Raw genomic sequence first — 26,832 nt, 5'->3', positions numbered from 1 at the left:
CGGCGCTACAACGCGCAGGAAACGCAGCCCTGGACCTGCGTGCCCTCAAGCGCCATCTGGCGAAGGCGGATGTAGTAGATCGTCTTGATGCCCTTCTTCCAGGCGTGGATCTGCGCGCGGTTTATGTCGCGCGTCGTCGCCGTGTCGCGGAAGAACAGGGTCAGCGACAGGCCCTGGTCGACATGCTGGGTCGCAGCCGCATAGGTGTCGATGATCTTCTCCGGCCCGATCTCGTAGGCGTCCTGGTAATATTCGAGGTTGTCGTTGGTCATGAAGGCGGCCGGATAGTAGACGCGGCCAATCTTGCCTTCCTTGCGGATCTCGATCTTCGAGACGATCGGGTGGATCGAGGAGGTCGAGTGGTTGATGTAGGAGATCGAGCCCGTCGGCGGCACCGCCTGGAGGTTCTGGTTGTAGAGGCCGCCTTGCGTGACCGCCTGTTTCAGTTCCAGCCAATCGTCCTGCGTCGGGATGCGGATGCCGGCCGCTTCGAACAGGCCCTTCACCTTCTCCGTCGCCGGCAGCCATTCGGCTTCGGTGTATTTGTCGAAATATTCGCCTGACGCGTATTTCGAGTTCTCGAAGCCCTTGAAGGTCACGCCCTTCTCGACCGCCAGCCGGTTGGATGCGCGGATGGCGTGATAGGTCACCGTGTAGAAATAGATGTTGGTGAAATCGATGCCTTCCTCGGAGCCGTAGAAGACGCGCTCGCGGGCGAGGTAGCCGTGCAGATTCATCTGGCCAAGGCCGATCGCGTGGCTGTCGTCATTGCCCTTCTCGATCGAAGGCACGGAAGAGATGTGGCTCATTTCGGAGACGGCGGTGAGCGCGCGGATCGAGGTCTCGATCGTCTGGCCGAAATCCGGACTGTCCATCGCCGCGGCAATGTTCAGCGAGCCGAGATTACAAGAGATATCCTTGCCCATCTTTGCGTAGGAGAGGTCGTCGTTGAATTCGCTCGCCTCGCTCACCTGCAGGATTTCCGAGCAGAGGTTGCTCATGGTGATGCGCCCGGCGATCGGGTTCGCCCGGTTCACCGTGTCCTCGAACATGATGTAGGGGTATCCGCTCTCGAACTGGATTTCGGCAATGATCTGGAAGAAATCGCGCGCCTTGATCTTCCGCTTGCGGATACGAGCATCCTCGACCATCTCGCGGTACTTCTCCGTCACCGAAATTTCGGTCAGCGGCACGCCGTAGACGCGCTCCACGTCATAGGGCGAGAACAGATACATGTCCTCGTTGTTGCGGGCGAGCTCGAAGGTGATGTCCGGGATGACGACGCCGAGCGACAGCGTCTTGATGCGGATCTTTTCGTCGGCATTTTCCCGCTTGGTATCGAGGAAGCGCATGATGTCCGGGTGGTGGGCATGCAGATAAACAGCACCTGCCCCTTGGCGGGCGCCAAGCTGGTTGGCATAGGAGAAGCTGTCTTCAAGCAGTTTCATGACAGGGATGATGCCGGAGGACTGGTTCTCGATCTGCTTGATCGGCGCGCCCATCTCTCTGATGTTGGTGAGCGACAGCGCCACGCCACCGCCGCGCTTGGAGAGCTGCAATGCGGAATTGATCGCGCGGCCGATGCTCTCCATGTTGTCCTCGACCCGCAGCAGGAAGCAGGAGACGAGCTCGCCGCGTTGCTTTTTACCGGCATTGAGGAAGGTCGGCGTCGCCGGCTGGAAACGCCCGGAAATGATCTCATCGACGAGATCGCGGGCAAGTCCCTCGTTGCCGCGCGCCAGTGTCATGGCCACCATGCAGACGCGATCCTCGTAGCGCTCCAGGTAGCGCTTTCCGTCAAAGGTCTTCAGCGTATAGGACGTGTAGTATTTGAACGCGCCGAGGAAGGTCGGGAAGCGGAACTTCTTCCCATAGGCGTGGTCGTAGAGATCGCGGACGAAGTTGAAGGAATACTGGTCGAGAACCTGCTGCTCGTAGTAGCCCTCGGTCACCAGATAATCGAGCTTCTCCCTGAGGTTATGGAAGAAGACCGTGTTCTGGTTGACGTGCTGGAGGAAGTATTGTTTCGCCGCCAGCCGGTCTTTGTCGAGCTGGATCCGTCCCTCTTCATCATAGAGGTTCAGCATTGCGTTCAGCGCATGATAGTCCAGCGCCGCTTCCGTCGCCTTCAGGGGGCGTTCGAGTGTTGAGACGTCCAAAATCGTTCCATCCCGTTTCTGACATTGGCGACGTCCTCCTCTGTTCCGAGAAGCTCGAACCGGTAGAGGTAGGGCACCTGGCACTTGGCCGCGATGACGTCGCCGGCGATCCCGTAGGTCGCGCCGAAATTGCTGTTGCCCGCAGCAATGACGCCGCGGATGTGAGAGCGGTTGCCCGCATCGTTGAGGAAGCGGATGACCTGTTTCGGCACCGCACCCCGGCCGTCATCGCCGCAATAGGTGGGCACGACCAACACGAAAGGCTCGGAAACCGTAAGTGAAGCCTTACTTTCTTTGAGCGGTATGCGCGCTGCGCGAAGGCCGAGCTTTTCGACGAAGCGATGGGTGTTTTCCGAGCGGCTGGAAAAATAGACGATCAGGCCCACCGCCCGTCTCCTCTAGGAAAGCGCGCTGATCTTGTCGGGGCGAAAACCCGCCCAGTGTTCGGGGCCGGCGACGACGACGGGAAGCTGCATGTAGCCGAGGCCCTTGACCGTTTCGAGCGCGTCTTGGTCGATGGAGATATCAATGACCTCGTAGTTGACGCCCTGGCGATCGAGCGCTCGGTAGGTCGCGGTGCATTGGACGCAGGCGGGCTTGCTGTAGACGGTAACGTTCATTTCTTCCTCGTTTGGTCGGCTGGATGAGAGCATGAGAAGGCGCACGGACACGCAGCCGCGATCCGGCGAAATGCAGGGCTGTCATGGCTGTGGCTCGCTCGGATCTGGACGCCCGGGCATGCCTCTTCGTCAGCTGCGCGGGAAACCGCGCCTCTTGATTGGCGAGCGATAGAATTTCAATGACGCGGACATGACTTCACCCCGAAGCTTTCGACAGGCTGCCGGGGAGATGTCGAGACGATCAGGCAGGCTCATCCTGCCGCACGACAGCGCCGTGCGTCCTATCAGACGCGCAAAGATCGCTGTAGCACTTCGATTTGCTGCATGTTTTTATCCTTAAATCGGCGACGATTTAAGGAAACATGCAGTAGACTCAACCCCTCCGGACACCCGCCCGTGGACGTTTGTTGCTCGAGGCAGGTCTCCTGGCTCACGGGTCTCAGCTTCCATCCCGACCTTCCCGAGGCCTCATGCCTCAGTGGTCCAATTCCGGACAGTCGCTCGCCGTCTACAGTTGCGGGGGCAGCTACGGCATAGCCTAGCGAAAACTCGCCGACGCACCGTATTCCCGTCTTAGCTCTCAATCCCTGCGAATCGAGAGAACCTCGAACACTAGATATAGTAGTTCATCGCAAATCTGCGTCAATAGGTTCGAGGTGCCCGAAGCCGGGGTGAGAAGGTGATTTCTTTCGCCGTGTGGATAACAAGGAGTAAACGGCGGGAGGCGGCGAAACCTGTGGGTGAAGAACTTCTCGGCTTTGAGCCCCGCGCTCGCTCCGTTGCGATCACTTGCGAAGGGGCTTCGGCACGCCGCTTTTAGAAACGCCACGCCGGATCTCTCCCGAATTCGGTCCGCGGGCTGGGAAGGTGGCAGATCACGATAACTGCGCTGTGTCTTGCCTCTGCGCTCCGTCAATCGCAGAGCGACATGCTTATGTCTTTGTTTTCTCCGGGCTGGGCTCGAGGCGAAGCCCTTGCCATTTGCGGCGCGTCGCCGCAATCCCGCTCCGGCGAGGGCGGTGACCTGCGCGGATCGTCGTCCTTCGGCCAATGCCAAGGATCGGCACCATCGCCGACGCGCGCCCGGATGGTCTCCTGATCTCGCGTCAGCCCGATATCCTTCAGCTGGAATTCGCTGAACGTATCGATGGCGATGATTGGGTTGAGTGCGTTTGCCGGCCCAGTTCAGGGCATGAAGGATCGTTGATCGCACTGCGCTAAGCATTGCTATCCTCTTTGTTTTTGCTGTTGTGTTCACGAAAAAAGTGAGGATTTTTGCTGCTTCGCGCAAAGCGATTTCTCGCATGCTGGCATAAAGAATGCTTATCTCAGGGCCATGAGCAAGATTCCTCCCATGAGTGCCGTGCGCGCCTTCGAAGCGGCCGCCAGACATCTGAGCTTCACCCGCGCCGCCGACGAGCTCGGCATGACGCAGGCGGCGGTCAGCTACCAGATCCGGCTGTTGGAGGAGCGCATCGGCACGCCGCTCTTCGTTCGTCTTCCGCGCGAGGTTCGGCTGACGGCGGCCGGGCGGCAGCTGGCGCCGAAGGTGACGGAAGCGATCGACCTTCTCGGGGCGGCCTTCTCGGAGATTGCCGACAAGACCGAACACCACCTGCACATTTCCGTGCTGCCGACCGTCGTGTCGAGCTGGCTCGGCCAGCGGCTCGCCTCGTTCCAGACGGCCCATCCGAACATCAGCATCCGGGTGCACATGTCGACCGAGCTGATCGACTTCAAGCGTGACGCCATCGATCTCGTGGTGCGCAGCGGCAACGGCGACTGGCCCGGCAACGACGTGTTCCCGCTTTTCCCTATCGATTACATGCCGGTCTGCACGCCGTCTTTCATGGAGAAGCACCAGCTCAGGCATCCCTCGGACGTCCTGCGTGTACGGCGCTTCGGCAACGCCAGCTGGTGGCGGCGATGGATGATCGAAACCGGGGTGGAGCCACCGGCGAGCAACGGTACCGAACTGATCTTCGACGTCCAGGCGATGGACGTCACGACGACTTTGAACGACCATGGCATCGCGATTGCCGTTTCAACCTTCCTGATGGACGAACTGAAGAGCGGCAGGCTCATCCGGCCCTTCGACCATGTGGTAAGAGATGGTCGCGCCTATTGGCTGGTCTATCCGCAGAGCAGCAGGCGGCAGAAAAAGATCCAGGCTTTTCGCGATTGGATTATTGCCGAGGCCGACGCATCGAATGCGCTGCTGGCGACAGTCGTGGGCGATTCCAGGTCGGCATCACCTCAAGCCGGGGTTGGAGCGAGCGCGCTCATGAAACCTGAATAGGGCTTGCTGAGCGGCGACGCATAGGCCCCGCGCTTGCTGGTCATAAGTCCCTGTGACACGAGTGCTTCCGCCTGCTTGACCGCGGCCGAAACGCCGTCGATGACAGGGACGTCATAGTCCGCTTGGAGCGCCCGGGCGAGATCGGCCATGCCGGCGCAGCCGAGCACGATCGCTTCTGCGCCATCCTGATTGAGCGCCAGCTCGATCTCGCGCCGGAGTTTGGCGAGCGCGTCTGATGCCTTGTCCTCCAGTTCGAGCACCGGGATGTTGGCGGCGCGGACCCTTGCCCGGTCGCCCATGCCGTAATGCCGGACGAGATTCTCGATCAGCACCCGTGACCGTTCGAGCGTGGTGACCACGGTGAAACGTTGCGCCAGCATGGCAGCGGTCGCGACGGCGGATTCGCAGAGCCCCACCACCGGTATGCGGGCGAGCGCACGGGCCGCCTCGAGGCCGGTGTCGTCGAAGCAGGCGATGACCGCGGCATCGGCGCCTGCGGCCTCGCCGTCGCGGATTTCGGCGAGCAGGCCCGGCAGGGCGACGGCGCCGTCATAATGCCCCTCGATCGAGGCCGGTCCCGATCTGGAGGTGCGCGCGAGAATTTCCGTGGCAGGGTTGGCGACAGTCCGAGCGGCCGCGGCTGCCTTGGCCGTCATCGACGCGGTGGTGTTGGGATTGATGATCAGGATGCGCATCTAGCCTAGCTCAGCTTTGCCTGGCGGCGTCGCAAGGTCAGAATGACTGCGAGCGCGACGAGGATGATGGTGAAGGAGAAGAGGGTGGTGACCGTGCCGAGCGCATAGAGCACCGGCGTCGTCACATTCGTAGTCATGCCGTAGATCTCGAGTGGCAGAGTGTTGTAGCTGCCCGAAGTCATCAGCGTGCGGGCGAATTCGTCGTAGGAGAGCGTGAAGCCGAAGAGGCCGACGCCGATCAGGCTTGGCGCGATCATCGGCAGGAGAACGTGCTGGAAAGTCTGCCAGGACGTCGCCCCGAGATCGCGCGCCGCTTCTTCGTAGGCCGGTGAGAACCGGTTGAAGACCGCAAACATGATGAGCACGCCGAAAGGCAGTGTCCAGGTGAGATGCGCGCCGAAGCCGGAGGAGTACCAGGCGGGCTTCAGGCCGAACTGCTGGAAGACGACGCCGATGCCGAGCGAGATGATGATCGACGGCACGACGAGACTTGCGACGGTGAGATAGAAGAGCGCGGTTGCGCCGCGGAAGCGTCGGCGGAAGGCAAGGCCTGCAAGCAGGGCGACCACGACGTTGACCGTCATTACCATCAGGCCGAGCGTAAAGGAGCGCCGGAATGAGGCGCCGAAGTCCCCGACCGCCTGCCGTTCGAAAAGGTTGTAGAACCAGTGCAGCGATAGGCCGTTCAGCGGAAAGGTCAGGCCGCCGTCCGGTCCCTGGAAGGACAGGATCAGCACGGCCGACAGCGGGCCGTAGAGAAACAGCACGAACAGCGTGAAGAAGATTGCGAGCAGGTAGAATTCCTTGCCGCGTCTCTCGTGGTTCATGTCAAAGCTCCTTGCGGATGTCGACGACGCGCAGGATCGCGGCGACCATAAAGAGCACGACGATCAGAAGCACCACGGCATTGGCGGCCGCTGCCGGATATTGCAGCAGAGACATCTGGTTTTTCATCATCAGCGCGACGGAGGCGCTCTGGCCGCCGGACATGACCTGCACCGTTGAGAAATCTGCCATGACGAGCGTGACGACGAAGATCGAGCCGATCGCGATGCCCGGCTTGGCGAGCGGCAGGATGACGTTCCAGAGGATCTGGCCGCCGGAAGCGCCGCAGTCGCGCGCCGCCTCGATCAGCGAGCGATCGATCCGCATCAGCGTATTGAAGATCGGCGTGACCATGAACAGCGTGTTGAGATGCACCATGGCAAGCACCACGGCAAAGTCGGAGTAGAGCAGCCACTCGATCGGCTGTGGGATCAGGCCAAGCTCGATCAGGGTCGAATTGACAAGGCCGTTGCGGCCGAGCACCGGGATCCAGGAAATCATGCGGATGATGTTCGAGGTCAGGAACGGCACGGTGCAGACGAGGAACAGCACCATCTGCATGGTTGTTGTGCGGACATGGAAGGCGAGGAAATAGGCGACCCAGAAGCCGATTAAGAGCGTCAGCGCCCAGACGAGGACGGTGAATTTCAGCGTGTTGAGATAGGTCTTCCAGGTGACCCACGAGCCGAGCGTATCGGCGTAGTTCATCGTCAGGAAGTCCGGATAGAGACCGGCGAAGTCATAGTCCCAGAAGCTGACGACGATGATGGTCAGGATCGGCAGCACGAAGAAGAATCCGAGGATCAAAAGGAGAGGGGTTGCCTGGAGATGGGAGGCCAGCGCGCGCGGAGCGCCCCGGCGACGTGATGCCTTCTCTGTCCTGATTTCCCCTGGCTGGGACGTCGCAAGTGTCGCCATCGTCGTTCCTCTCTGGATTTATGCGATCGGGGTCCGCCCCTCATCCGCCTGCCGGCACCTTCTCGTCGCTTGCGGGAGAAGGGAGATGCGTCGCCGTCCCGCTCATTCTTGATCGCCTATGTGCACGCTCGGCCGGCCGATGTGGCACGTCCCCTCTCCCCGCCTGCGGGGAGAAGGTTAGGGTGAGGGGGCGCTTCCGCGCCGGCGATTACGCCGCGATGAACTCGTTCCAGCGCTTGATCATGTAACGGTCCTCGTCCATCACAGAGTTCCAGCAGGCGACCTTGCCCATGCGTTCCTCGAACGAGCCGCCGTCGCGCACCGCACCCGCTTTCTCCATGATCTTGCCCTCCGGCGAAAGGATGTCGCCTTGGGCGGGCTTGCCTTCCACCCAGAAACCCCACTCGTCCTCGGACATGAAGCCCTTGGCGGTCTCCATCGCGGCGGAGTAGTAGCCCTGACGGTTGAGGTAGGCGCCGACCCAGCCGGAGAGGTACCAGTTGATGTACTCATAAGCCGCGTCGAGCTGTGCGCCCTGGAGATGGGCGGCAAGCCCGAGGCCGCCGCCCCAGGCGCGATAACCTTCTTTCAGCGGCTGGTACTTGCAGGCGATGCCCTTGGAACGGACGGCGGCGACGGCCGGCGACCACATGGACTGGATGACGACTTCGCCCGAAGCCATCAGGTTGACGCTCTCGTCGAAGGACTTCCAGAAGGCACGGAACTGGCCGTCCTGCTTGGCCTTGATCAGGAAGTCGATCGTCTTGTCGATCTCGTCCGTGGTCATGTTGCCCTTGTCGGCATATTTGATGTTGCCGAGCGCCTCCATGATCATCGCGGCGTCCATGATGCCGATCGAAGGAATGTTGAGGATCGCGGTCTTACCCTTGAACGCCGGGTCCATGATGTCGGCCCAGGTCGAGATCTCGCGCCCGACGAGATCGGGGCGAATGCCGAGCGTGTCGGCGTTGTAGATCGTCGGGATCAGCGTCATCCAGTCGGTCGGCGACTTGGCGAAGGTCTTGGAATCTTGCGCCTCGACGAAGCCGACGGTGTGCGGTGCGGTCCCCTGGGCGACCACGCTTTCGGGTTTCAGCTTGCCGTCGATGAACAGCGGCACGATCTTGTCGAAGTACTTGATCTTTTTCACGTCCATCGGCTGCATCACGCCGGCTGGGAAGACCTTCTTGGCAATCCAGTATTCGATGTCGGCGATGTCGTAGGAATCGGGCTGGGTCACCGCACGCTGGGCGGCGGCGTCGGAATCGGTCGCCGTCATTTCCAAGGTGATGCCGAGGTCCTGTTTGCACTTCTCTGCAATCGCATTGATGTTGGAAACGCCGGTGCCGAACTGGCGAAGCGTGATCGGGTTCTGGGCCCAAATGGTCGGGAAGCCGGTAATGGCACCCGATCCGGCGATGGCGCCGACGGCGGCAGCGCCGGTCTTCAACAACGATCGGCGTGTCAGGCCGGCGCCAGGCTTTTCGGTTTTAGTTTCAGTCGTCATGTGCAGTTCCCCTTCTTGTGATGGTTGATTAGCTCATGCGGAAAGGCGGCCGAGGGGGACGACGTCCTCCAGGGTCCAGCTCAGGGACACCGCGTCACCGACCGCGACAGGCTTCCTGAAATAGTCAGCGTCGCTGACGATCAGCGTGAAGTCGTCGCTGCCGGCACCGATGGCGGTGAGCTTCACCGAGGCGCCGCGGTACTCGATGTTGGAAACCACCGCCTGGAAACCGAGGCCCTTCTCGCCCGGCGGGTCGAGCCGCACGCGATCGGTGCGGATGCCGATGTCGATGGGCCGGCCGACCTCCTGGGCGATGTCGCGCACCGCGAAGGTCTGGCCTTCGGCGGTCTCCATTTCGACGACATCGCCGCTGATCGCGCGGACTTTTCCGGAGAGAACGTTGTGGTCGCCCATGAACCGCGCGACGAAGGCAGTGGCCGGGTGCTCGAACACCGTACGAGGTGCGGCCGCCTGCTCGATCCGGCCGCTGTTCATGACGACAATAAGATCGGCGAGCGCCATCGCCTCTTCCTGGCTATGGGTGACATGCACGAAGGTGATGCCGAGCGTCTTCTGCAGCTTCTTCAATTCCGCCCGCATGCGGATCTTCAGGAACGGGTCGAGCGCCGACAGCGGTTCGTCGAGCAGCAGCGCTTCCGGCTCGGTGATGAGCGCACGGGCGAGTGCCACGCGCTGCTGCTGGCCGCCGGAAAGCTGGGCCGGGCGCCTGGAAGCATAGGCCTCCATCTGCATCAACTTCAGCATCTCGAGTGCCTTGGCGCGGCGCGCGTCGCGTTCTACGCCCTTCATCTTCAGGCTGAAGGCAACGTTGTCGACGAGGTCGAGGTGCGGGAACAACGCATAGGACTGGAACATCATCGCTGTGCTGCGCCTGGCCGGCGGAAAATCGGTGACGACGACGTTGCCGAGCCGCAGGTCGCCTGAGGAGATGCTCTCGTGGCCGGCGATCATGCGCAGCGTCGAGGTCTTGCCGCAGCCCGAAGGGCCGAGGAAGCAGCAATAGCTTCCGGCGGGGATTTTCAGGCTGATGGAATGTACGGCGGTGGTCGAGCCGTAAATCTTGGAAACGGATACGATATCGATCTCTGCGGCTTTCGACATGAGCGTTCTCCTTGCACCAGAGAAGAAGCATCAATCGTGCCAATTTCGTTCGCCGAGCCTAAGGCTATGTTTTCGCGCGAGAATGGCCGTTTCGGTTGCCGGCTGCAGTCGTTATCGGTTTAGGGCGACTGCTCACGAATTGAGCTTTTCGTCGTCAATATGCGCAATTATTGTATACAATAGTATGAAATTTTGAGCACACCCACCGCAACGCTTCCATCGGGACGCGCAAGGGTGAACTTCGCGACCGGTTGGCTTTCCTGAAGGTGACGCTTTCATGGAGAAACTGAAAATCAGCTGAGAACGACTGTTACCAAACTGACATGGCAAGCCCCTAAAGACTGCGGCCAACCGCATCGGAGGGGAGAGAAATCCATCCGATGAGGCACGCCTTGAAGCCATCGTCGGAGGCCCGTTCCCATGAAGATCGTCCAGATCAGCGACACCCATCTCAGCCCCTCCAAGAGCCATTTCAACAACAATTGGGAGCCGGTTCGCGCCTGGATCGAGGAAATGGCGCCTGATCTCGTCATCCACACCGGCGACCTCACGATCGACGGCGCCGACCGTGAAGACGACATCACCTTTTCGCTGGGCCTGATCAACCGGCTCTCGATGCCGGTGCTCGTCGTTCCCGGCAATCATGACGTCGGCCATCTGCCGGGCTCGCACCAACCGGTCGACCCGGAGCGTCTTGCCCGCTGGCGCGGACTCGCCGGCCCGGACTACTGGGTCTCCGATCACGGTGATTGGCGACTGGTCGGCTTCAACAGCCTTCTTGTGGGCTTCGAGGACGAGGAAGAGGAGAAGCAATTCGCCTGGCTGGAAGAGCAGTTGCGAGACCGCGACGGGCGCAAGGTGGCGGTCTTTGCCCACAAGCCGCTCTTCGTCGATGGACCGCAGGAAGGCGACACCGGCTACTGGGGCATCCGCCCCCGCCAGCGCCGGCGTCTGTTTGATCTCTTCGCCGCGTCCGGCGTGGCGTTGCATGCAAGCGGCCATCTGCATTGGGCCTGGACGGGGGAACACGCCGGAATGTCGCTCGTCTGGGCGCCGCCGACCTCCTTCATCATCGACACCCTGGAGCGGCCGATGCCGGGCGAACGGCTGGTCGGTGCCGTCGTGCACACGTTCAGCGAAGCCGGCGTCGTGAGCGAGATCGTTGCCGTTCCGGGGCTTGTCAGCCACGTGCTCGATCCGATCGTCGAGGAGGTCTATCCGCTCGCCGCCAAGAAGAAGCTTAAGGTGGAGGCGGCGCAATGAGCGTGCTTTCGCTTGATGGCATCACCAAATCCTATGGCGGCAACGCCATCCTGAAAGGCGTCAGCCTGGAGGCCGAAGTGGGCGAATTCATCGCGCTTGTCGGTCCTTCCGGCTGCGGCAAGAGCACGCTTCTTCGAATCGTGGCCGGGCTTGATCACGGCGATACCGGCGAGATCGTCATCGGTGGCCGCAGCGTCGTGCGCAAGGCTGCGGCCGATCGCAATGTCGCGATGGTGTTTCAGTCCTATGCCCTCTATCCGCACCTGACCGCCGGAGAAAATATCGCTGTGCCGCTCGCCATGCGGCGCTTGACGGCGGCGCAGCGTCTGCCGTTCGTTGGCAATGTCCTGCCGGGGCAGAAACAGATCCGCACCGATATCCAGCGTCAGGTCAAGGAAATGGCTCTGGCGTTGAAGATCGACCACCTGCTTGACCGCAAACCGGGCCAGATGTCGGGCGGCCAGCGCCAGCGCGTGGCGCTCGCCCGCGCCATGGTGCGGCGTCCGGCCGTCTTCCTGATGGACGAGCCGCTCTCCAATCTCGATGCCAACCTGCGCGTCCATGCCCGCGGCGAGATCGTCGATCTCCACCGCCGCGCCGGCGTGCCGACGCTCTATGTCACCCACGACCAGTCGGAAGCGCTGTCGATGGCCGATCGGGTCGCCGTCATGATCGGCGGCAATCTGCTGCAATTGGCGAACCCGAAGGAGATCTACGACAACCCCTCCCATGTCGAAGTCGCGCGCTTCCTCGGCCAGCCGAAGATCAACGTGGTGGAAACCCGCACTGATGCCGCCGGCATCGTCCGCTTCGGTGATCTGGTGCTGATGGCGAACCGGGGGCAGGCACCTGACGCGCCGGTGAAGCTTGCAGTCCGCCCGGAATTCGTTCGCTTTAGTCCGCAAGGTGCCGGCCGGCTGAGCGCGCGGGTCGAGCGGATGGAATTCCTCGGCTCGGAAGTGATCGTCCATGCCCGCCTCGATGCGATCGGCGAGGTGATGACCTCCAAGTCGGCGCCTGCCGAGGCCGCATCGCTTGCGATCGGCCAGCCTGTCGACGTCGAGATCATGCCCGAACGCGCAATGCTCTTCGATCACGAAGGTGCGCGGCTTCCGGCCGAACCGCTTGCTGTTGCGGCGACGCGGGAGAAGATTCATGGCTAGCGTCGCGGCCTTCGAAACCGCACTCGCCGAGCCCGCGACGCGCGAGGCTCGCATCGCCTGGCTGCTCGCGCTTCCGGCGATCCTCCTCCTCTTTCTCTTCATCCTGCTGCCGACGCTTGCGGTGATCGTGCTCGGTTTTACCGATTTCGAGCTCGGCTACGGCAGCTTTCGTTTTGTCGGCTTCGAGAATTACGCCGAACTCTTCGGCGACCGCACCTTCCGCCGGTCGCTCTGGAACACCGCGGTCTACACGGCGATCGTCACGCCGGTCTCGATCGTTCTGGCGCTTGCGATCGCCATGCTGATCGAAGCGGAAACCAAGGGCCGGGCTTTCTTCCGCACGGTCTATTTTCTGCCGGTCGCCTCGCTGCTCGTCGCCATGGCGACCGTTTGGCAGTTCCTCTTCCATCCGACCATCGGCCCGATCAACACCTTCCTTGCCCTCTTCGGCATTGCCGGCCCCAACTGGCTCGGCGCCTCCGGCACGGTGCTCTACGGCCTCTCGATCATCGGCGTCTGGCAGTCGGTCGGCTTCAACATGGTGCTGTTCCTCGCAGGTCTCACCGCCATCCCGCGGGAGCTCTATTCAGCGGCCGAAGTCGACGGTGCGAGATCCTGGTTCGACCGCTTTCGCCTGGTGACCTGGCCAATGCTTGGGCCGACGACGCTGTTTGTCACCACCATCAGTATCATCAATTCGGTGAAGGTCTTCGAGACGGTGAAGACGCTGACCGAGGGCGGGCCAAACAAGGCATCGGAAGTGCTGCTCTTCACCATCTACCAGGAGGGCTTCGTCTACCTGCGCGTCGGCTACGCCTCGGCGATGACCGTCGTCTTCCTCTTGATCCTCGTCGTCCTGATGTTCCTGCAGTACCGCGTGCTCGACCGGAAGGTGCACTACGCATGATCACGAACGCTCTTTCCGTCGCCCGTATCGTCCGCCTCGCGGTCCTGTCGCTTGGCGCGCTGCTCTTCCTCGCGCCCTACATCTTCATGGTCTCGACCGCGGGCAAGGCGCAAAGCGAGATCTTCTCCTCGTCGCTGTCGCTGATCCCGGAGCAGTGGTCCTACATCGAGAACTTCTCCAAGGCTCTGTCGCGCGTCTCGATGACGACCCTGCTTTTCAACGGCGTTGTCGTCTGCGCACTGATCTTCGTCATCCAGATCGTCGTCGCCATTCCGTGCGCCTATGCCATGGCGAAGCTGAAGTTTCGCGCGGCCCGCGCCATGATGGTGCTGGTCATGCTCGGACTGCTGGTACCGATCCATGCGACGGCGCTGCCGATCTATGTCGCTTTCGACAAGCTGTCGGTGCTGAACAGCTACGCAGCACTTGTGGCGCCGTTCTCGATCTCGGTCTTTGCGATCTTCCTGTTCCTGCAGTTCTTCCGCGCCATGCCCGACGACCTGATCCACGCAGCAAGGCTCGACGGCATGTCGGAGGCGGGCATCGTCGCACGGGTCATCGTGCCGAACGCCTGGCCAGCGATCACCGCCTTTGCGATCTTCTCGGTGGTCGCCCACTGGAACGACCTCTTCTGGCCGCTGATCGTCGTCACCAACCAGGACTACGCGACTCCGCCGCTCGGCCTTCTCTTTTTCCGCGCGGCTGAAGCCGGCGACGACTACGGCGCGCTGATGGCGGCGACCCTCATCATTACCCTTCCCCTCGTTTCTGCATTTCTGCTGGCGCAGAAGCGCTTCGTCGAGGGCATCACCATGACCGGTCTCAAAGGCTGAACGGTCCAACCTGGAGCGCACCCCATGAAACATCTGAGACAGCTTTTCACCGCGGCTGCCGCATCGCTGATGCTCGCAGCCCCTGCCTACGCCGAGACCCAGCTTACGGTCCACTATCCGATGCCCGGGTTCTTCAAGGACGTGATGGACACGATCTCGAAGAAGTTCATGGAAGAAAACCCCGACATCAAGATCACCTTCGCCAACCCGTCGGCCACCTATGAGGAAGGCATCCAGACGATCATGCGTCAGGCAGGCACGGCCGAGATGCCCGATCTGACCTTCATCGGCCTCAACCGCCTGCGCATGGTCAACGAGCGCGACATCCCCGTCGATCTCGGCCCGTTCATTGCCAAGGACGGCAATATGGCCGAGCAGGGCTTTTCAGAAAACATCCTGAAGCTCGCCCAGGTGGGCGGCAAGCAGGTGGGCCTTGCCTTCGCCACCTCCAACCCGATCATGTACTACAATGCCGATCTGGTGCGCAAAGCCGGCGGTGACCCGGACAGCCCGCCGAAGACCTGGGACGAGGTCATCGCGCTCGGGGCAAAGATCAAGGCGCTCGGCGACGGCAACGAGGGCATCGACTTCCGCTGGCAGGGCGACGACTGGATGTTCTCCGCACTGCTCTTCGGCGCCGGCGGCGACATGCTGAGTGCAGACGAGAGCAAGGTTGCCTTCAACGGGCCGGAGGGCCAGAAGGCCGTCGACGTGCTCGACCGCATGGTCAAGGAAGGTGGGCTGCCGGTTCTGACCAAGCAGGCTGGCGAGCAGGCCTTCGTTGCCGGCAAGACCGGCTTTGCGTTCCAGACGACCGGGGCGCTGCGCAACACGATCAAGAATGTTGGCGGCAAGTTCGACCTGCGCACCGCGCACATTCCGCTGATCGATCCGGTAAACGGCAAGCTGCCGACCGGCGGCAATGCCGTCGTCATCCTGACGCGCGATGCCGAAAAGCAGGAAGCGGCCTGGAAATTCGCGAAGTTCGCCGCCGGCCCCTATGGCGCCTCGGTCGTCGTTCCCGGTACCGGCTACGTGCCGAACAACGAGCTCGCCGCCAAGTCGCCGGAGTATCTCGCCAACTTCTACAAGGAAAACCCGTTGTTCCGCGCCGGTCTCGAGCAGATGCCGCTGATGCGCCCCTGGTATGCCTTCCCCGGCAGCAACGGCGTGAAGGTCACGCAGACGATCGTCGAGAACCTGTCGCGCATCGTTGAGCAGTCGACGACGCCGAAGGAAGCGCTGGACGAGGCTGCAGCCGAAGTCGAAAGCCTGCTGCCGCGTAGCTGATACTATTTCCTTGATGATTGTCGCCGCCCCGGAGGAAATTCCGCGGGCGGCGTTCCTGTGTCGCTCAGACGAGGTGGCGAACGGTCCCGCCCGCGTAGAGGCGGCAGTCGAGGTTGAGATGGCGGCAGCCGGAGGCGTTCTCGGCCATGTCGAGCAATAGCGCCGCCGCCGCAAGCCCCATGTCTCCGTCGGGCATCGCTATCGTGGTGAGTGTTGGGCTCATCAATCGCCCGAGGGCGATGCCGTCGAAGCCGGCGACCGAGACATCATCCGGTACGGAAAGGCCTTCGCGTCGGAGCGCCGCGATTACGCCGAGGGCGAGAAGGTCGTTGGAGGCGATGATCGCCGTCGGGCGGTGATGCGCGAGGACCGCCGCGAGGTCGAGGTTCTCGTAACCGTCGACGAAGGGGATCTCGACAGCCTCCATCGGCTGGACGCCCGCCTCCTGCATGGCGGCGGAATATCCGTCGTAACGCAGGCGCGCCCGGTCGGAGGAGTGGAAATGGCCGGTGACCACGACAATGCGATGATGCCCATGCGCAAGGATATGCCGGGTCAATTCGTAGCCTGCGCGGTAATTGTCGACCGTGACGGCGGCGGCGAAGCGGGCGACGGGCCGGTTGTTGAGAAGCACGGTCGGCGGCAGCGCCGCCGAAAGCGCCTCGCTGGTGCGGGCGTCGCAGAGCGTCAGGATCAGCCCGGTCGGGCGCTGCTCGAGCAGCGAGCGCACGGCGCGCGCCTCGAGTGCTGGATCATAATTCGATTGCGCGATCAGAACGCCATGGCTTGCTACCTGCATGCGGTGCTGGATGCCGGCAAGCGAGGCGGCGAAGACCGGGTTGGTGACGCTCGGCACCAGCACGCCGACGACCGGTTGGCTGCGGCTGGCGGTGCGCCCCGCGGCCGTCGCCGGCCGATAGCCGAGCTCGGCGGCGGCCCGACGCACGCGCCGTACCATCTCGTCGCTGACGGGGCCTTCGCCGTTGAGCACGCGCGAGACGGTCGCCAGCGAGCAGCCGGCATGAAAGGCGATCTGTTGCAGGGTGGCCATCGCTGCCCTCTAGCCGATCCCCGTGACAGCAGATTGAAGGCCACCCCTCGCTGTTTTTTCACATCGCGCATGAATTATTATTCATGCCATGAATTATATTGACAGACGGTGAGTCCGCGGCTTTAATCGCAATCGTCGGAAGTCGAGGAGGAGTTCCGGCGAACTCACATATTCAGCGGCCGCAAACAGGCGGTCCATCGGTTTTTGGGAGGGGCTTCGGCCCCGAGGAGGAACGCGTGCGCAAATTTTTCAGCACGACCGCTCTGGCGGTCATTGCAACGTCATTCTGGGCCGGTTCGGCAAGCGCCGAAACGACAAACCCGTTTCGCTGCCAGCCCGGCGAAAAATACGTCATGAACGTCATGGTATCCGGCGTCGAATACTGGTTCCCGGTCTATGAGATGTTCAAGCAGGCCGGCCAGCAGTTCGGCTGCGAGACCGAATATACCGGCACGCCGGAGTATGACGTCAACAAGCAGATCGCCACCTTCGACCAGGCGCTCGCCCAGAATCCGGCCGGGATACTGGTGCACCCGATGAACTCCGATCCGTTCATCGAGCCGATCAACCGGGCGATCGACCAGGGCACGGCCGTCGTCACCTTCGCCGCGGACTCGCCGCTGTCGAAGCGTGTTTCCTTCATCACCTCGGACAACAGCCGCGAAGGCACCTACGCCGCCGACGCGATCGCCGAGAAGATGGGCGGCAAGGGCGAGTACGCGGTTCTCGAAAACCCCGGCCAGGACAACCACGACAAGCGCATCACCGCCTTCGTCAATCGCATGGCCGAGAAGTGGCCTGACATGAAGCTCGTCGGCCGCGCCGCCTCGAACCAGGATCCGAACAAGGCCTATCAGGGCCTGATGAGCATCATCCAGGCCAATCCGAACCTCGGCGCAGTCTTCATGCCGGAAGCGAACTCTGCCATCGGTGCGGCCCAGGCCAGCAAGGAAAGCGGCGGCAAGGTGCTCGTCATGTGCGCCGACGTCAACGCCAACATCCTCGATATGATCAAGGCCGGCGAAGTCTTCGGCTCCATCAACCCGAACCAGGGCATGCAGGGCTATATGGGCTTCATGCTGCTGTGGATGGCCAAGCACCCGGAACTGATCGACCCGATGAACGACGCCAAGCGCGCCGGCTTCAACCCGATGAGCATCCCCTTCGTCGACAATGGTCTCTCGATCGTCACAGCCGAGAATGCCGACGACTTCTACTGGGACAAGTACCTGAAGCGTCGTGGTACCAAGGGTATCGACGAGTAAGGGCGAAAAATGGCTGCCCGGTCCGCTCCGGGCAGCCAATGATACGGGTGGAGGACGGCATGACAGCACAACCGGTTCTGGAGGTCCGGCGCGTCACCAAGCATTTCGGTGCGGTGAAGGCGTTGACCGAGGTGAATTTCCAGCTGGAGCGGGGAGAAATCCACGCGCTCTGCGGCGAAAACGGCGCCGGCAAATCCACGCTGATGAACATCATTGCCGGTGTGCTGCAGCCGAACGAGGGCGAGATCCTCGTTGACGGAGCACCTGTCAAAATAGGCTCTCCGGCGATCGCCCAGACGCTCGGGATCGGCCTCGTCCACCAGGAGATCGCGCTCTGCCCGGACGCGACGGTGGCAGAAAACATGTTCATGGCCGCCACCAATCGCCGCCGCTCGCCGCTGATGAATTACGGCGCGCTTGAGCGCGAGGCGCAAGGTGTGATGAACCGGCTGGCACCGATCGACGTCCGCCGGAAGGTCGCCGACCTCGGCATTTCCAGCCAGCAACTCGTCGAGATCGCCAAGGCGCTGACGCTCGACTGCCGCGTGCTGATCCTCGACGAACCGACGGCGGCGCTGACGGAAGCGGAAGCCCAGGCGCTGTTCGGCATCGTCCGCGATCTCAAGGCCGCGGGCATTTCGATCATCTATATCAGCCACCGCATGGCGGAGATCTTTTCGCTCTGCGATCGGGTCACCGTGTTTCGTGATGGTCGCCATGTGGTCACCGAGAAGATTGCGGACGTCACGCCTGATGACGTCGTGCGCCGCATGGTCGGCCGCGAGATCAGCCAGCTCTATCCGCCGAAACAGGCGCCGGAAGCGCGCTCGGGCGAACCCATCCTTTCGGTCCGCAACTTGAGCGACGGCGACCGCATCGACAGTGTTTCCTTCGATCTGAAGCGCGGCGAAATCCTCGGCATCGGCGGCCTGATCGGTTCGGGGCGCACCGAAATCGCCGAAGCGATCTGTGGTCTGCGGGCGAAATCGACGGGCGAGGTCGCTCTGCGCGGAAAGCCGCAGCGCATCGCCAATTACCGCGACGCGGTCAACGCCGGCATCGTCTACCTCTCCGAGGATCGCAAGGGCTCAGGCGTCTTCATCGACCTGTCGATCGCCCAGAATATCTCGGTCCTCGATCTGAAAACGCTGACTGGCCCGCTCGGATTGTTGAATTCCAGGGCCGAGGCCGATCTGGCGCGTGAGTTCGTCCGCCGCCTTGGCGTGCGCATGGGCGGCATCGACATGCCGGTCTCGTCGCTTTCGGGCGGTAACCAGCAGAAGGTGGCGATCGCCAAGCAGCTGGCCGTCCGCCCCCAGGTGATCCTGATGGACGAGCCGACGCGGGGCATCGACGTCGGCGCGAAATCCGAGATCCACCGGTTGCTGCGCGAGCTTGCGGAAACCGGCATCGGCATCGTCGTGATCTCGTCGGAACTGCCGGAGCTGCTCGGGCTCTGTGACCGGGTGCTGGTCATCCGCGAGGGCACGATTGCTGGCGCACTCGATGACACTGAAATGAGCGAGGAGGCGGTGATCCGCCTGGCGTCCGGCGTGACGCCGACGGATCGGATCGCGGTAGGCAGGGCAGCAAATGTCGCCTGAAAGAACGGAAAGAGCCGAGGAGGCGGAAATGGCAGTTGATACGATGGTTGCAACCGAGAGGGCGGTGCCGGCCTGGAAGCGCATTGGCACGATGCGCGAAGCCGGGCTGATCGCGATCATCCTGGCGCTTGGGCTCGTCATGAGCTTCGCATCGCCGCATTTTCTCACCTTCGGCAACATGCGCGCCATGCTGATGAGCTTCTCGGTCGAAGGCATCGTCGTCGTCGGCATGACGATCCTCTTGATCGTCGGCGGCATCGACCTTGCCGTCGGCTCGGTGGTCTGCTTCGCCATGGTGCTTGCCGGTTCGCTGTTTCTTGCCGGCGTCGATCCCTGGACGGCCTCGCTGGTCGGCATCCTCGCCAGCAGCATGATCGGCATGATCATGGGCTTCTTCGTCACCGTCGTCGGGCTCAACCACTTCATCACATCGCTGGCAGCGATGGTCATCGTGCGCGGCCTTTGCCTCGTCATCACCAAGGGCACGCCGCTGTCGCTCTTCACGCTGCCGGCCTCGTTCAAGGCGGTGGGGCAGGGCACCTTCCATGGTGTCCCCTATGTCATCCTGATCTTCGTCGCCGTCGTCATCCTCTTCGATTTCCTGCTCCGTCGGGCAACCGCCTTCCGCAAGGTGTTCTATACCGGTAGCAACGAGAAGGCGGCGCTCTACTCTGGCATCAAGACCAAGCAGGTGAAGTTCTGGGTGACGGTGCTCTGCTCGACGCTCGCCGGTGTCGCCGGCGTCGTCTACATGTCGCGCTTCGGAGCCGCGACGCCGACCTTCGGCGTCGGCATGGAGCTCAACATCATTGCGGCGGCCGTCATCGGCGGCGCCTCGCTCAACGGCGGCTCGGGCACGATCCTCGGCGCCATTCTCGGCATCGCGCTGCTTTCGGTCGTCACCAGTTCGTTGATCCTGCTCGACGTGTCCGTCTATTGGCAGGACATGATCAAAGGCTGCATTCTCTTAGCTGCCGTTTCCATCGACCACTTGCTGCACAAGCGGAAGGCCGTCTGAACATGCCGATTGCCAAATCCACGCTGTCCCCGGTTTCGAATGCGCGCGAAGAACTTGTCGTCGCAAGGCAGATGCACCAGGCGCTCGTCCTGCATTTCCTCGAAGGGCTGACCCAGTCGCAGATCGCCGACCGGCTCGGCATTTCGCAGCCGACCGTCAACCGGCTGATCAAGCGCGGCCGCCAGCTCGGCCTGGTCGAGATCAAGATCAAATCGCCGATCGAGCCGCTGGTCGACATGGAAGAGCAGCTGCTGGCGATCGGCGGCATCCGCCGTGCGATCGTCGTGCCCACTGTCTCCGACAACCAGCAGACCGCCCTTCAGGCGGTCGGCGAGGCGGCGGCGCGTCTGCTGCTCGAAGAGATCGGCGATGGTGACACCATCTGCATCACCGGCGGCAAGGGCGTCAGCGCCGTCGTTGCCGGGCTGCAGGCACCGCGCCGCTTCGATGTCGAGGTCATCCCGGCGACCGGCTGCGTCCAGGGCAAGCACTATACCGACGTCAACCACGTCTCGACGCTGATGGCCGACCGGCTCGGCGGCCGGTCCTTTCAGATCCATGCGCCGCTTTTTGCCGACAGCGCTGCCGAGCGGGCGATGCTGATCAATATGCGCGCGGTGGCCGACGTTTTCGGCAGGGCGCGAGAGGCGAAGGTCGCGGTGGTTGGCATCGGTTCGATCCTGTCAGACGATTCGAGCTACTACGACCTGCATCCGTCATCGAGCACCGACCGGGCGGCGATCGAGCGCTCCGGCGCGAGCTGCGAACTGCTCGCCCATCTGCTCGATGAACAGGGCCGCGTCTGCGACTACAGCCTCAACCGTTCGCTGGTGTCGCTGACGCTTGAGGAGTTTGCCTCGATCCCGACGAAGATCGGAGTGGCAAGCGGCCCGAACAAGGCCGGGCCGATCCTCAGCGTCATGCGCGGGCGGCATCTCGATACACTGGTGACGGACGAGGCGACCGGTGAGCGTGTGCTCGCCATGGCAAGCGAAAAGGGACTTCTGGCATGAGTGGGGAACAGTTGATGCGCGAGAGCGGCCGATCGGGCGTGAAGGCTTCGGCCGTCGGGCTCGGCACCTGGGCGATCGGCGGTTGGATGTGGGGCGGCACCGACGAGCGGGAATCGATCGCCGCGATCCAGGCCTCGCTCGACGCCGGCGTGACGCTGATCGACACGGCGCCCGCCTACGGCCTCGGGCGTTCGGAAGAAATCGTCGGCAAGGCGCTTGCCGGCCGGCGCGACAAGGCCATCATCGCCACCAAATGCGGTCTCGTCTGGCATACGGACAAGGGGCGGCACTTCTTCGACCAGGACGGCAAGCCGGTGCATCGCTACCTCGGCCGCGACGCCATCCGCCATGAGGTCGAGCAGAGCCTGAAGCGGCTCGGCACCGACTATATCGACCTCTACATCACCCACTGGCAGGACCCGACGACGCCGATTGAGGAAACCATGGCCGCCCTCGAAGAGCTGCGCCAGGCGGGCAAGATCAGGGCGATCGGCGCCAGCAATGTCGGCCGCGGCGAACTGGAACAATACATCGCAATCGGCGGGCTTGATGCGATCCAGGAACGCTTCAGCATGATCGATCGCGAGATCGAAGCCGATCTTTTGCCACTGACGAGGCGCAACGGCGTCGCGACGCTCAGCTATTCCTCGCTGGCGCTCGGTCTTCTTTCGGGCGGCATCGGGCCGGAGCGCGTCTTCTCGGGCGACGACCAGCGGCGCGATAATCCACGTTTCTCCGTCGGCAATCGCGAGAAGGTCGCAGCCTTTGCCAAGTCGATCCGGTCGATCGCCGAGAAACATGGCGCGACGATTGCCCAGATCGTGATTGCCTGGACGTTGGCACAGGAGGGCGTGACCTTCGCGCTCTGCGGTGCACGCAATCCGGGCCAGGCGCTCGACAATGCCCGAGCGGGTACGATCCGGCTCGACGAAGAAGACCTTAAGGGAATCGACGCGGCGATCGCGGCGAAGCTCGTCAACATGGACAGGTAACGGGCTGGCATCATGAACCGTGAAGAGATTTTCAACGGGCTCGTAGAGAGCCCGAAGGTGGACGTGTGCGTCCTCGGCGGCGGCATCAACGGCCTCAGCGTCTTTCGCGAGCTGGCGCTGCAAGGGATAAACGTGCTGCTCGTCGAGAAGCACGACTACTGTTCGGGCGCCAGTGCTGCGCTGTCGCGCATGGTGCATGGCGGCCTTCGCTATCTCGAAAACGGCGAGTTCAGCCTGGTGCGGGAATCGCTCGTCGAGCGTGACCGGTTGCTCAAGAACGCGCCGCATTACGTGGCGCCGCTTCCAACGACGGTGCCGATCTTCGATATTTTTTCCGGTCTCGCCAACGGGGCCGTGCGGTTTATGGGGCTGACCCGCCGTCCGAGCCGTCGCGGCGCCGTTGCGGTCAAGCTGGGCCTCGGCATCTATGATTTCCTGACGCGCAAGCGGGCCCTGATGCCGAAGCACGCCTTTCGAGGCCGGCGCGCGACGCTTGCCCGTTGGCCGGCGCTCAATCCCGACATCAAGAGTTCTGCCACCTACTACGACGCCTGGGTCAGCCAGCCGGAGCGTCTCGGTCTCGAGCTCCTGAAGGACGGACTTGCTGCCGGCCCACATGCCCATGCGCTCAACTATGCCGAACTGGTCCTTGCGGCGCCCGGGCGATACGAGCTGAAGGACGGTGTCAGCGGCGCGGTCGTTACGATCGAGCCCACGCTTATCATCAACGCCACTGGCGGCTGGATCGATATCGCCAACGGAGCGCTGTTTCCCTCGACGTCAAAGCCGGCGCCGCTGATGGGCGGCACCAAGGGATCGCATCTCATCATCGACAACCCGGCGCTGATGGAAGCGCTCGACGGCCATATGATCTATTATGAGAACGAGGATGGCCGCATCTGCATCCTCTTTCCCTATCTCGGCAAGGTGCTGGTGGGCTCGACCGATATCCGCGTCGACGACCCGGAAACGGTGCGCTGCGAACCGGACGAGCGTGACTACATCCTGCAGTCGCTCGCCTGGGTTCTGCCTGATATCAAGATCCGGCGGGAGGAGGTGGTCTTCCAGTTCTCGGGCGTGCGGCCGCTGCCGGCAAGCGAGGACAGTTTTACCGGACGCATCCCGCGCGACCATTTCTGCACCTTCGTCGAAGCAGTCGACGATGGCCCGCCGGTGCTGTGCATGATCGGCGGCAAGTGGACGACCTTCCGCTCCTTCGGCGAAATGGCGGCAGATCTCACATTGGAGCGTCTGGGCCGGGCGCGCCGTGTCAGTACCGGCGAACGCGCCATTGGCGGCGGGCGGCAGTATCCGTCCGATCGCGATACATGGATCGACGACGTCGCGGCATCCACCGGACTTTCGCGCGAGCGCATGCGCACGCTGTTTACGCGTTATGGAACGGGCTCGAGGCAGATCGCCGATTTCATCGCTGGCGGTGCCGATCACGCCTTGCCATATCCGGATTACTCCGCGCGGGAGCTGCAGTTCCTGGTCCGCAACGAGGCCGTCGAGCATCTCGACGATCTCCTGCTGCGCCGCACGACGCTGGCGATATCTGGCGAACTCTCGCTCGACATGGCCGACGCCGCACTCGCCTTGCTCGCGAGCGAAAAACACTGGTCGTTGCCCCTCGCCGATCACGAGCGCAAACGCTTTCTCACCCTCCTCGCCGAGCGCCATGGCGTCGACGAGGAAACCCTTTCCGCACGGAATGAACAAAGGAGTGCATTATGCGAAACAACAGCAAGGTCCGGATGAACCGTCTTTTCGGTGGTGGACGTTGCCTCGATGTCGCGATCGATCACGGCGTCTGCAATGAACCGTCCTTCCTCAATGGTCTCGAAGACATGTCCGCCGTGGTGAAGGCTCTGGTTGCGGCGGCACCGGACGCGATCCAGATGAACTATGGCCAGGCTGACCTCTTGCAGGACGTGCCCGGCAAGGACAAGCCGGCGCTCGTCATGCGTCTCGACATGGGCAACCCCTATAACCGCATCCGCCACCGGCACATGTGGGCGGTGCTGCAGAACGAGGCCGAGCCGCTGATCGGCGCGCTGGCGATGGACGCCGCCTGCGTCGTCGTCAACCTGTTCATGCTGCCGGACGAGCCCGATCTCTTCCGCCAATGCGTCGCCAATATCTCGCGGGTGCGGGCCGATTGCGACAAATACGGCATGCCGCTGATGATCGAGCCCCTGGTCATGCAGCCGGTGACCGAACAGGGCGGTTACATGGTCGATGGCGATGCCGAGAAGATCGTGACCCTGACCCGGCTTGCGCGCGAGATGGGAGCCGATATCGTCAAGGCGGACCCGACCACCAACGCGGAAGATTTCCACAGGGTCGTCGAGGCGGCGCGCTGCCCGGTCCTGGTGCGCGGCGGCGGCAAAGAAGATCTGCGCAACGTCTTTGCCAAATCGGCGGCCTTGATGCGCCAGGGCGCAATGGGCATGGTCTATGGCCGCAACATCTACCAGCACGCCAATCCGAGCGCCGTCGTGCGCGGGCTGATGGCGATCATCCATGAGGATGCGGGCGGCGAAGAAGCTTACGCGCTCTATCAGCGCGGCTGAGATTGGCTGGGACGGCATCGCGCCTCAGGGCGCGACGCCTCTTGTGACAGGGTGGAGCGCGTCGCCGTGGAGGACAGCGGCGACGTCTCGGTCGAACGGATTTAGAACCTTGGGAGGGGTTCGCGCATGGGAGAGTATCTGCTCGGGATCGACGCCGGGAACACCGTGATCAAGGCGGTGCTATTTGACCGAGAGGGCAACGAGATCGCGATGGCCGCTGAGGAAGGGCATAGCCAGGTTCCGACGCCCGGCCATGTCGAGCGAGGGCTCGGTGAGCTCTGGAGCCACGCAAAGGTGGTGATCCGCGCCTGTATCGAGCGTGCCGGTATCCGTGCTGATGAGATCGCTGCGATCGGCTGCGCTGGGCATGGCAACGGCCTCTATGCGCTCGATCGTAGCGGCGCGCCTTTGATCGGCATCCAGTCGCTCGATACCCGCGCAGCCGGCCTCGTGGAGGAATGGCAAGCCGAAGGCGTCGGCCAGCGCACCTATCCGATCGCCGGGCAGCGGCCCTGGCCATCGCAGACGCCGACGCTGCTTGCCTGGCTGAAACGCTTTCGCCCGGACCTCTTCGCTAAGATCGGCACGGTGTTTCTTTGCAAGGACTTCGTCGTCAATCGCCTGACCGGTGCCCGCGTCAGCGACGTCTCCGACATGAGTGGAGCGGGGCTGCTCGACGTCGCCGGGCGACGTTATGACGATGGGCTGATGAAGGCCTATGGCCTTCACGACTGCATGGATCTGTTGCCCGATCTCGCCGAAAGCGACGCGATCGTTGGAAGGGTGAGTGAAGAGGCAGCCGTGCAAACGGGACTGGCGGCCGGTACGCCTGTTGTCGGCGGCCTCTTCGACGTCGTCGCCTCGGCGATAGGATCCGGCGTGACAAAGACCGGAGCGGCCTCGATCATTGCCGGTACCTGGAGCATCAACCAGGTCATCATCGAAAAGCCGGACCTCAGCAATCCGATCTTCATGTTCTCGACCTTCGATCGAAACCGCTACATGGCGATCGAGGCGAGCGCGACGTCTGCCGCCAATCTCGAATGGCTGGTACGGGAACTGTTTCCACACGACGGCAAGGACGGCCGCTCACCCTTCGATCTGTGCTGCCAATTGGCGGCCGAGGTCGCGCCTGCGGCGAACGATCCGCTCTACCACCCGTTTCTCTATGGAGCGCAGCAGGATGGCAACGCGCGGGCGGGTTTCTACGGTGTCGCCGGCTGGCACACCAAGGGCCATCTGGTCCGTGCCGTGCTCGAAGGCGTCGCCTTCGGACATCGGCAGCACATCGCGACGATGCGAGCTGCAGGCGCGGGTTTCGACGAGGCGGTGCTCTCAGGCGGCGGATCGCGCAGCCTGATCTGGCCGCAGATCTTTGCGGATGTGCTTGATGTGCCGGTGACGGTCGCGCGTTCGCGCGAGACCGGCGCGCTTGGTGCTGCGATCACCGCGGGTGCCGGCATCGGTCTCTTTGCGGACATTTCCGCCGGAGCTGCGGCGATGGTGCAAACCGACCGCCACTACCGACCGAATGCCGCGCTCGGTGCACACTATGACCGGCGCTTCGCGATCTACGGTGAGATCGCCGCCGCCATGGCGCCGATCTGGCGCCGGCTGGCGACATCAGAGCCGTTGGCGAGGGAAGCGGCGGAGTGATCCGATTTCGGCGTGACGCCCTGCCGTTTGCCGGGCCTGCAACGGCAGGCCCCCTT

23 protein-coding genes and 1 riboswitch are annotated in these 26,832 nt (G+C 62.8%); of the genes, 14 read left to right on the top strand and 9 right to left on the bottom strand.

Annotation, left to right across the window (positions count from 1 at the left end):
• Window positions 1-5: 5 nt before the first annotated feature.
• Genes nrdE through nrdH form a run of 3 tightly spaced genes read right to left on the bottom strand, consistent with a single transcriptional unit; the run spans window position 6 to window position 2,779 of the window.
• The gene (gene nrdE, locus IB265_RS16865) at window positions 6-2,159 is read right to left on the bottom strand and encodes a class 1b ribonucleoside-diphosphate reductase subunit alpha (protein ID WP_057251816.1); all 2,154 of its coding nucleotides are present in this window, start codon (window positions 2,157-2,159) and stop codon (window positions 6-8) included.
• On the bottom strand, window positions 2,129-2,545 hold the full coding sequence (nrdI, locus tag IB265_RS16860) for a class Ib ribonucleoside-diphosphate reductase assembly flavoprotein NrdI (RefSeq protein WP_057251815.1): 417 nt from the start codon (window positions 2,543-2,545) through the stop codon (window positions 2,129-2,131). The genes nrdE and nrdI overlap by 31 nt, the downstream gene beginning before the upstream one ends.
• Before the next feature lie 12 nt (window positions 2,546-2,557).
• Window positions 2,558-2,779 carry a glutaredoxin-like protein NrdH gene (nrdH, locus tag IB265_RS16855; RefSeq protein WP_057251814.1) on the bottom strand — a complete coding sequence of 74 codons (222 nt, stop codon included), beginning with the start codon at window positions 2,777-2,779 and terminating at the stop codon, window positions 2,558-2,560.
• 397 nt (window positions 2,780-3,176) lie between these two features.
• Window positions 3,177-3,402, bottom strand: a riboswitch (cobalamin riboswitch).
• Between the two features lie 731 nt (window positions 3,403-4,133).
• Between nrdH and IB265_RS16850 the strand changes: the two genes are divergently transcribed.
• A complete protein-coding gene (locus IB265_RS16850) occupies window positions 4,134-5,078 on the top strand; it encodes a LysR substrate-binding domain-containing protein (protein WP_057251812.1) in 945 nt (314 codons plus the stop codon).
• Here the strand turns inward: IB265_RS16850 and IB265_RS16845 are convergent.
• The 5 genes from IB265_RS16845 to IB265_RS16825 form a co-directional block, all read right to left on the bottom strand.
• Window positions 5,036-5,773, bottom strand: coding sequence for an aspartate/glutamate racemase family protein (locus tag IB265_RS16845; RefSeq protein WP_057251811.1), 738 nt, complete (start codon window positions 5,771-5,773; stop codon window positions 5,036-5,038). The two genes, IB265_RS16850 and IB265_RS16845, sit on opposite strands and share 43 nt — an antisense overlap.
• 5 nt (window positions 5,774-5,778) lie before the next feature.
• The gene (locus tag IB265_RS16840) at window positions 5,779-6,600 is read right to left on the bottom strand and encodes an ABC transporter permease (protein WP_057251810.1); all 822 of its coding nucleotides are present in this window, start codon (window positions 6,598-6,600) and stop codon (window positions 5,779-5,781) included.
• A gap of 1 nt (window position 6,601) precedes the next feature.
• A complete protein-coding gene (locus tag IB265_RS16835) occupies window positions 6,602-7,516 on the bottom strand; it encodes an ABC transporter permease (RefSeq protein WP_057251809.1) in 915 nt (304 codons plus the stop codon).
• Window positions 7,517-7,724: 208 nt separating this feature from the next.
• Complete coding sequence (locus IB265_RS16830) at window positions 7,725-9,023, bottom strand: PotD/PotF family extracellular solute-binding protein (protein WP_057251808.1); 1,299 nt, start codon at window positions 9,021-9,023, stop codon at window positions 7,725-7,727.
• A gap of 33 nt (window positions 9,024-9,056) precedes the next feature.
• The gene (locus tag IB265_RS16825) at window positions 9,057-10,145 is read right to left on the bottom strand and encodes an ABC transporter ATP-binding protein (RefSeq protein ID WP_057251807.1); all 1,089 of its coding nucleotides are present in this window, start codon (window positions 10,143-10,145) and stop codon (window positions 9,057-9,059) included.
• A gap of 420 nt (window positions 10,146-10,565) precedes the next feature.
• Between IB265_RS16825 and IB265_RS16820 the strand changes: the two genes are divergently transcribed.
• From IB265_RS16820 to IB265_RS16800, 5 genes are read left to right on the top strand one after another with little or no spacing between them, the layout of a single operon-like run.
• The gene (locus IB265_RS16820) at window positions 10,566-11,408 is read left to right on the top strand and encodes a metallophosphoesterase (protein WP_057251806.1); all 843 of its coding nucleotides are present in this window, start codon (window positions 10,566-10,568) and stop codon (window positions 11,406-11,408) included.
• Window positions 11,405-12,571, top strand: coding sequence for an ABC transporter ATP-binding protein (locus IB265_RS16815; protein ID WP_057251805.1), 1,167 nt, complete (start codon window positions 11,405-11,407; stop codon window positions 12,569-12,571). Before IB265_RS16820 ends, IB265_RS16815 begins: the two co-directional genes overlap by 4 nt.
• Complete coding sequence (locus IB265_RS16810) at window positions 12,564-13,478, top strand: carbohydrate ABC transporter permease (protein WP_057251804.1); 915 nt, start codon at window positions 12,564-12,566, stop codon at window positions 13,476-13,478. The genes IB265_RS16815 and IB265_RS16810 overlap by 8 nt, the downstream gene beginning before the upstream one ends.
• Entirely contained in the window at window positions 13,475-14,311 is an 837-nt protein-coding gene (locus IB265_RS16805; RefSeq protein ID WP_057251803.1) for a carbohydrate ABC transporter permease, read from the top strand. The genes IB265_RS16810 and IB265_RS16805 overlap by 4 nt, the downstream gene beginning before the upstream one ends.
• A gap of 24 nt (window positions 14,312-14,335) precedes the next feature.
• On the top strand, window positions 14,336-15,601 hold the full coding sequence (locus IB265_RS16800; RefSeq protein WP_057251802.1) for an ABC transporter substrate-binding protein: 1,266 nt from the start codon (window positions 14,336-14,338) through the stop codon (window positions 15,599-15,601).
• A gap of 64 nt (window positions 15,602-15,665) precedes the next feature.
• On the opposite strand, the gene IB265_RS16795 is transcribed toward IB265_RS16800, so the two are convergent.
• Window positions 15,666-16,652 carry a substrate-binding domain-containing protein gene (locus tag IB265_RS16795; protein ID WP_057251801.1) on the bottom strand — a complete coding sequence of 329 codons (987 nt, stop codon included), beginning with the start codon at window positions 16,650-16,652 and terminating at the stop codon, window positions 15,666-15,668.
• Window positions 16,653-16,888: 236 nt separating this feature from the next.
• On the opposite strand from IB265_RS16795, the gene IB265_RS16790 reads away from it, so the two are divergent.
• From IB265_RS16790 to IB265_RS16755, 8 genes are all read left to right on the top strand, one after another.
• On the top strand, window positions 16,889-17,917 hold the full coding sequence (locus tag IB265_RS16790) for a substrate-binding domain-containing protein (RefSeq protein WP_057251800.1): 1,029 nt from the start codon (window positions 16,889-16,891) through the stop codon (window positions 17,915-17,917).
• Between the two features lie 59 nt (window positions 17,918-17,976).
• On the top strand, window positions 17,977-19,521 hold the full coding sequence (locus IB265_RS16785; RefSeq protein ID WP_192494928.1) for a sugar ABC transporter ATP-binding protein: 1,545 nt from the start codon (window positions 17,977-17,979) through the stop codon (window positions 19,519-19,521).
• Window positions 19,522-19,549: 28 nt separating this feature from the next.
• Window positions 19,550-20,539, top strand: a complete 990-nt coding sequence (locus IB265_RS16780; RefSeq protein WP_057251798.1) for an ABC transporter permease — start codon at window positions 19,550-19,552, stop codon at window positions 20,537-20,539.
• Between the two features lie 2 nt (window positions 20,540-20,541).
• On the top strand, window positions 20,542-21,552 hold the full coding sequence (locus IB265_RS16775; protein WP_057251797.1) for a sugar-binding transcriptional regulator: 1,011 nt from the start codon (window positions 20,542-20,544) through the stop codon (window positions 21,550-21,552).
• Window positions 21,549-22,544 carry an aldo/keto reductase gene (locus IB265_RS16770; RefSeq protein WP_057251796.1) on the top strand — a complete coding sequence of 332 codons (996 nt, stop codon included), beginning with the start codon at window positions 21,549-21,551 and terminating at the stop codon, window positions 22,542-22,544. Before IB265_RS16775 ends, IB265_RS16770 begins: the two co-directional genes overlap by 4 nt.
• A 12-nt stretch (window positions 22,545-22,556) precedes the next feature.
• Window positions 22,557-24,305: a glycerol-3-phosphate dehydrogenase/oxidase gene (locus tag IB265_RS16765; RefSeq protein WP_057251795.1), complete on the top strand. Its 1,749-nt coding sequence runs from the start codon at window positions 22,557-22,559 to the stop codon at window positions 24,303-24,305.
• Window positions 24,302-25,120, top strand: a complete 819-nt coding sequence (locus IB265_RS16760) for a class I fructose-bisphosphate aldolase (protein WP_192494951.1) — start codon at window positions 24,302-24,304, stop codon at window positions 25,118-25,120. The genes IB265_RS16765 and IB265_RS16760 overlap by 4 nt, the downstream gene beginning before the upstream one ends.
• 126 nt (window positions 25,121-25,246) lie before the next feature.
• Complete coding sequence (locus IB265_RS16755) at window positions 25,247-26,776, top strand: FGGY-family carbohydrate kinase (protein ID WP_057251793.1); 1,530 nt, start codon at window positions 25,247-25,249, stop codon at window positions 26,774-26,776.
• The last annotated feature ends 56 nt before the right edge of the window (window positions 26,777-26,832 follow it).

Origin of the sequence: Ensifer sp. ENS10, assembly GCF_014852025.1 — a bacterium.
In the GTDB taxonomy this organism is placed as follows: domain Bacteria; phylum Pseudomonadota; class Alphaproteobacteria; order Rhizobiales; family Rhizobiaceae; genus Ensifer.
The sequence above is the reverse complement of the archived record's forward strand: the minus strand, read 5'-3'. Positions and strand labels throughout refer to the sequence as shown.

Coding starts and splice junctions, on each gene's coding strand:
- nrdH (WP_057251814.1), bottom strand. CDS start 2,779: ATGAACGTTACCGTCTACAGCAAGCCCGCCTGCGTCCAATGCACCGCG.
- IB265_RS16850 (WP_057251812.1), top strand. CDS start 4,134: ATGAGTGCCGTGCGCGCCTTCGAAGCGGCCGCCAGACATCTGAGCTTC.
- IB265_RS16845 (WP_057251811.1), bottom strand. CDS start 5,773: ATGCGCATCCTGATCATCAATCCCAACACCACCGCGTCGATGACGGCC.
- IB265_RS16840 (WP_057251810.1), bottom strand. CDS start 6,600: ATGAACCACGAGAGACGCGGCAAGGAATTCTACCTGCTCGCAATCTTC.
- IB265_RS16835 (WP_057251809.1), bottom strand. CDS start 7,516: ATGGCGACACTTGCGACGTCCCAGCCAGGGGAAATCAGGACAGAGAAG.
- IB265_RS16830 (WP_057251808.1), bottom strand. CDS start 9,023: ATGACGACTGAAACTAAAACCGAAAAGCCTGGCGCCGGCCTGACACGC.
- IB265_RS16825 (WP_057251807.1), bottom strand. CDS start 10,145: ATGTCGAAAGCCGCAGAGATCGATATCGTATCCGTTTCCAAGATTTAC.
- IB265_RS16820 (WP_057251806.1), top strand. CDS start 10,566: ATGAAGATCGTCCAGATCAGCGACACCCATCTCAGCCCCTCCAAGAGC.
- IB265_RS16815 (WP_057251805.1), top strand. CDS start 11,405: ATGAGCGTGCTTTCGCTTGATGGCATCACCAAATCCTATGGCGGCAAC.
- IB265_RS16810 (WP_057251804.1), top strand. CDS start 12,564: ATGGCTAGCGTCGCGGCCTTCGAAACCGCACTCGCCGAGCCCGCGACG.
- IB265_RS16805 (WP_057251803.1), top strand. CDS start 13,475: ATGATCACGAACGCTCTTTCCGTCGCCCGTATCGTCCGCCTCGCGGTC.
- IB265_RS16800 (WP_057251802.1), top strand. CDS start 14,336: ATGAAACATCTGAGACAGCTTTTCACCGCGGCTGCCGCATCGCTGATG.
- IB265_RS16795 (WP_057251801.1), bottom strand. CDS start 16,652: ATGGCCACCCTGCAACAGATCGCCTTTCATGCCGGCTGCTCGCTGGCG.
- IB265_RS16785 (WP_192494928.1), top strand. CDS start 17,977: ATGACAGCACAACCGGTTCTGGAGGTCCGGCGCGTCACCAAGCATTTC.
- IB265_RS16780 (WP_057251798.1), top strand. CDS start 19,550: ATGGCAGTTGATACGATGGTTGCAACCGAGAGGGCGGTGCCGGCCTGG.
- IB265_RS16775 (WP_057251797.1), top strand. CDS start 20,542: ATGCCGATTGCCAAATCCACGCTGTCCCCGGTTTCGAATGCGCGCGAA.
- IB265_RS16770 (WP_057251796.1), top strand. CDS start 21,549: ATGAGTGGGGAACAGTTGATGCGCGAGAGCGGCCGATCGGGCGTGAAG.
- IB265_RS16765 (WP_057251795.1), top strand. CDS start 22,557: ATGAACCGTGAAGAGATTTTCAACGGGCTCGTAGAGAGCCCGAAGGTG.
- IB265_RS16760 (WP_192494951.1), top strand. CDS start 24,302: ATGAACCGTCTTTTCGGTGGTGGACGTTGCCTCGATGTCGCGATCGAT.
- IB265_RS16755 (WP_057251793.1), top strand. CDS start 25,247: ATGGGAGAGTATCTGCTCGGGATCGACGCCGGGAACACCGTGATCAAG.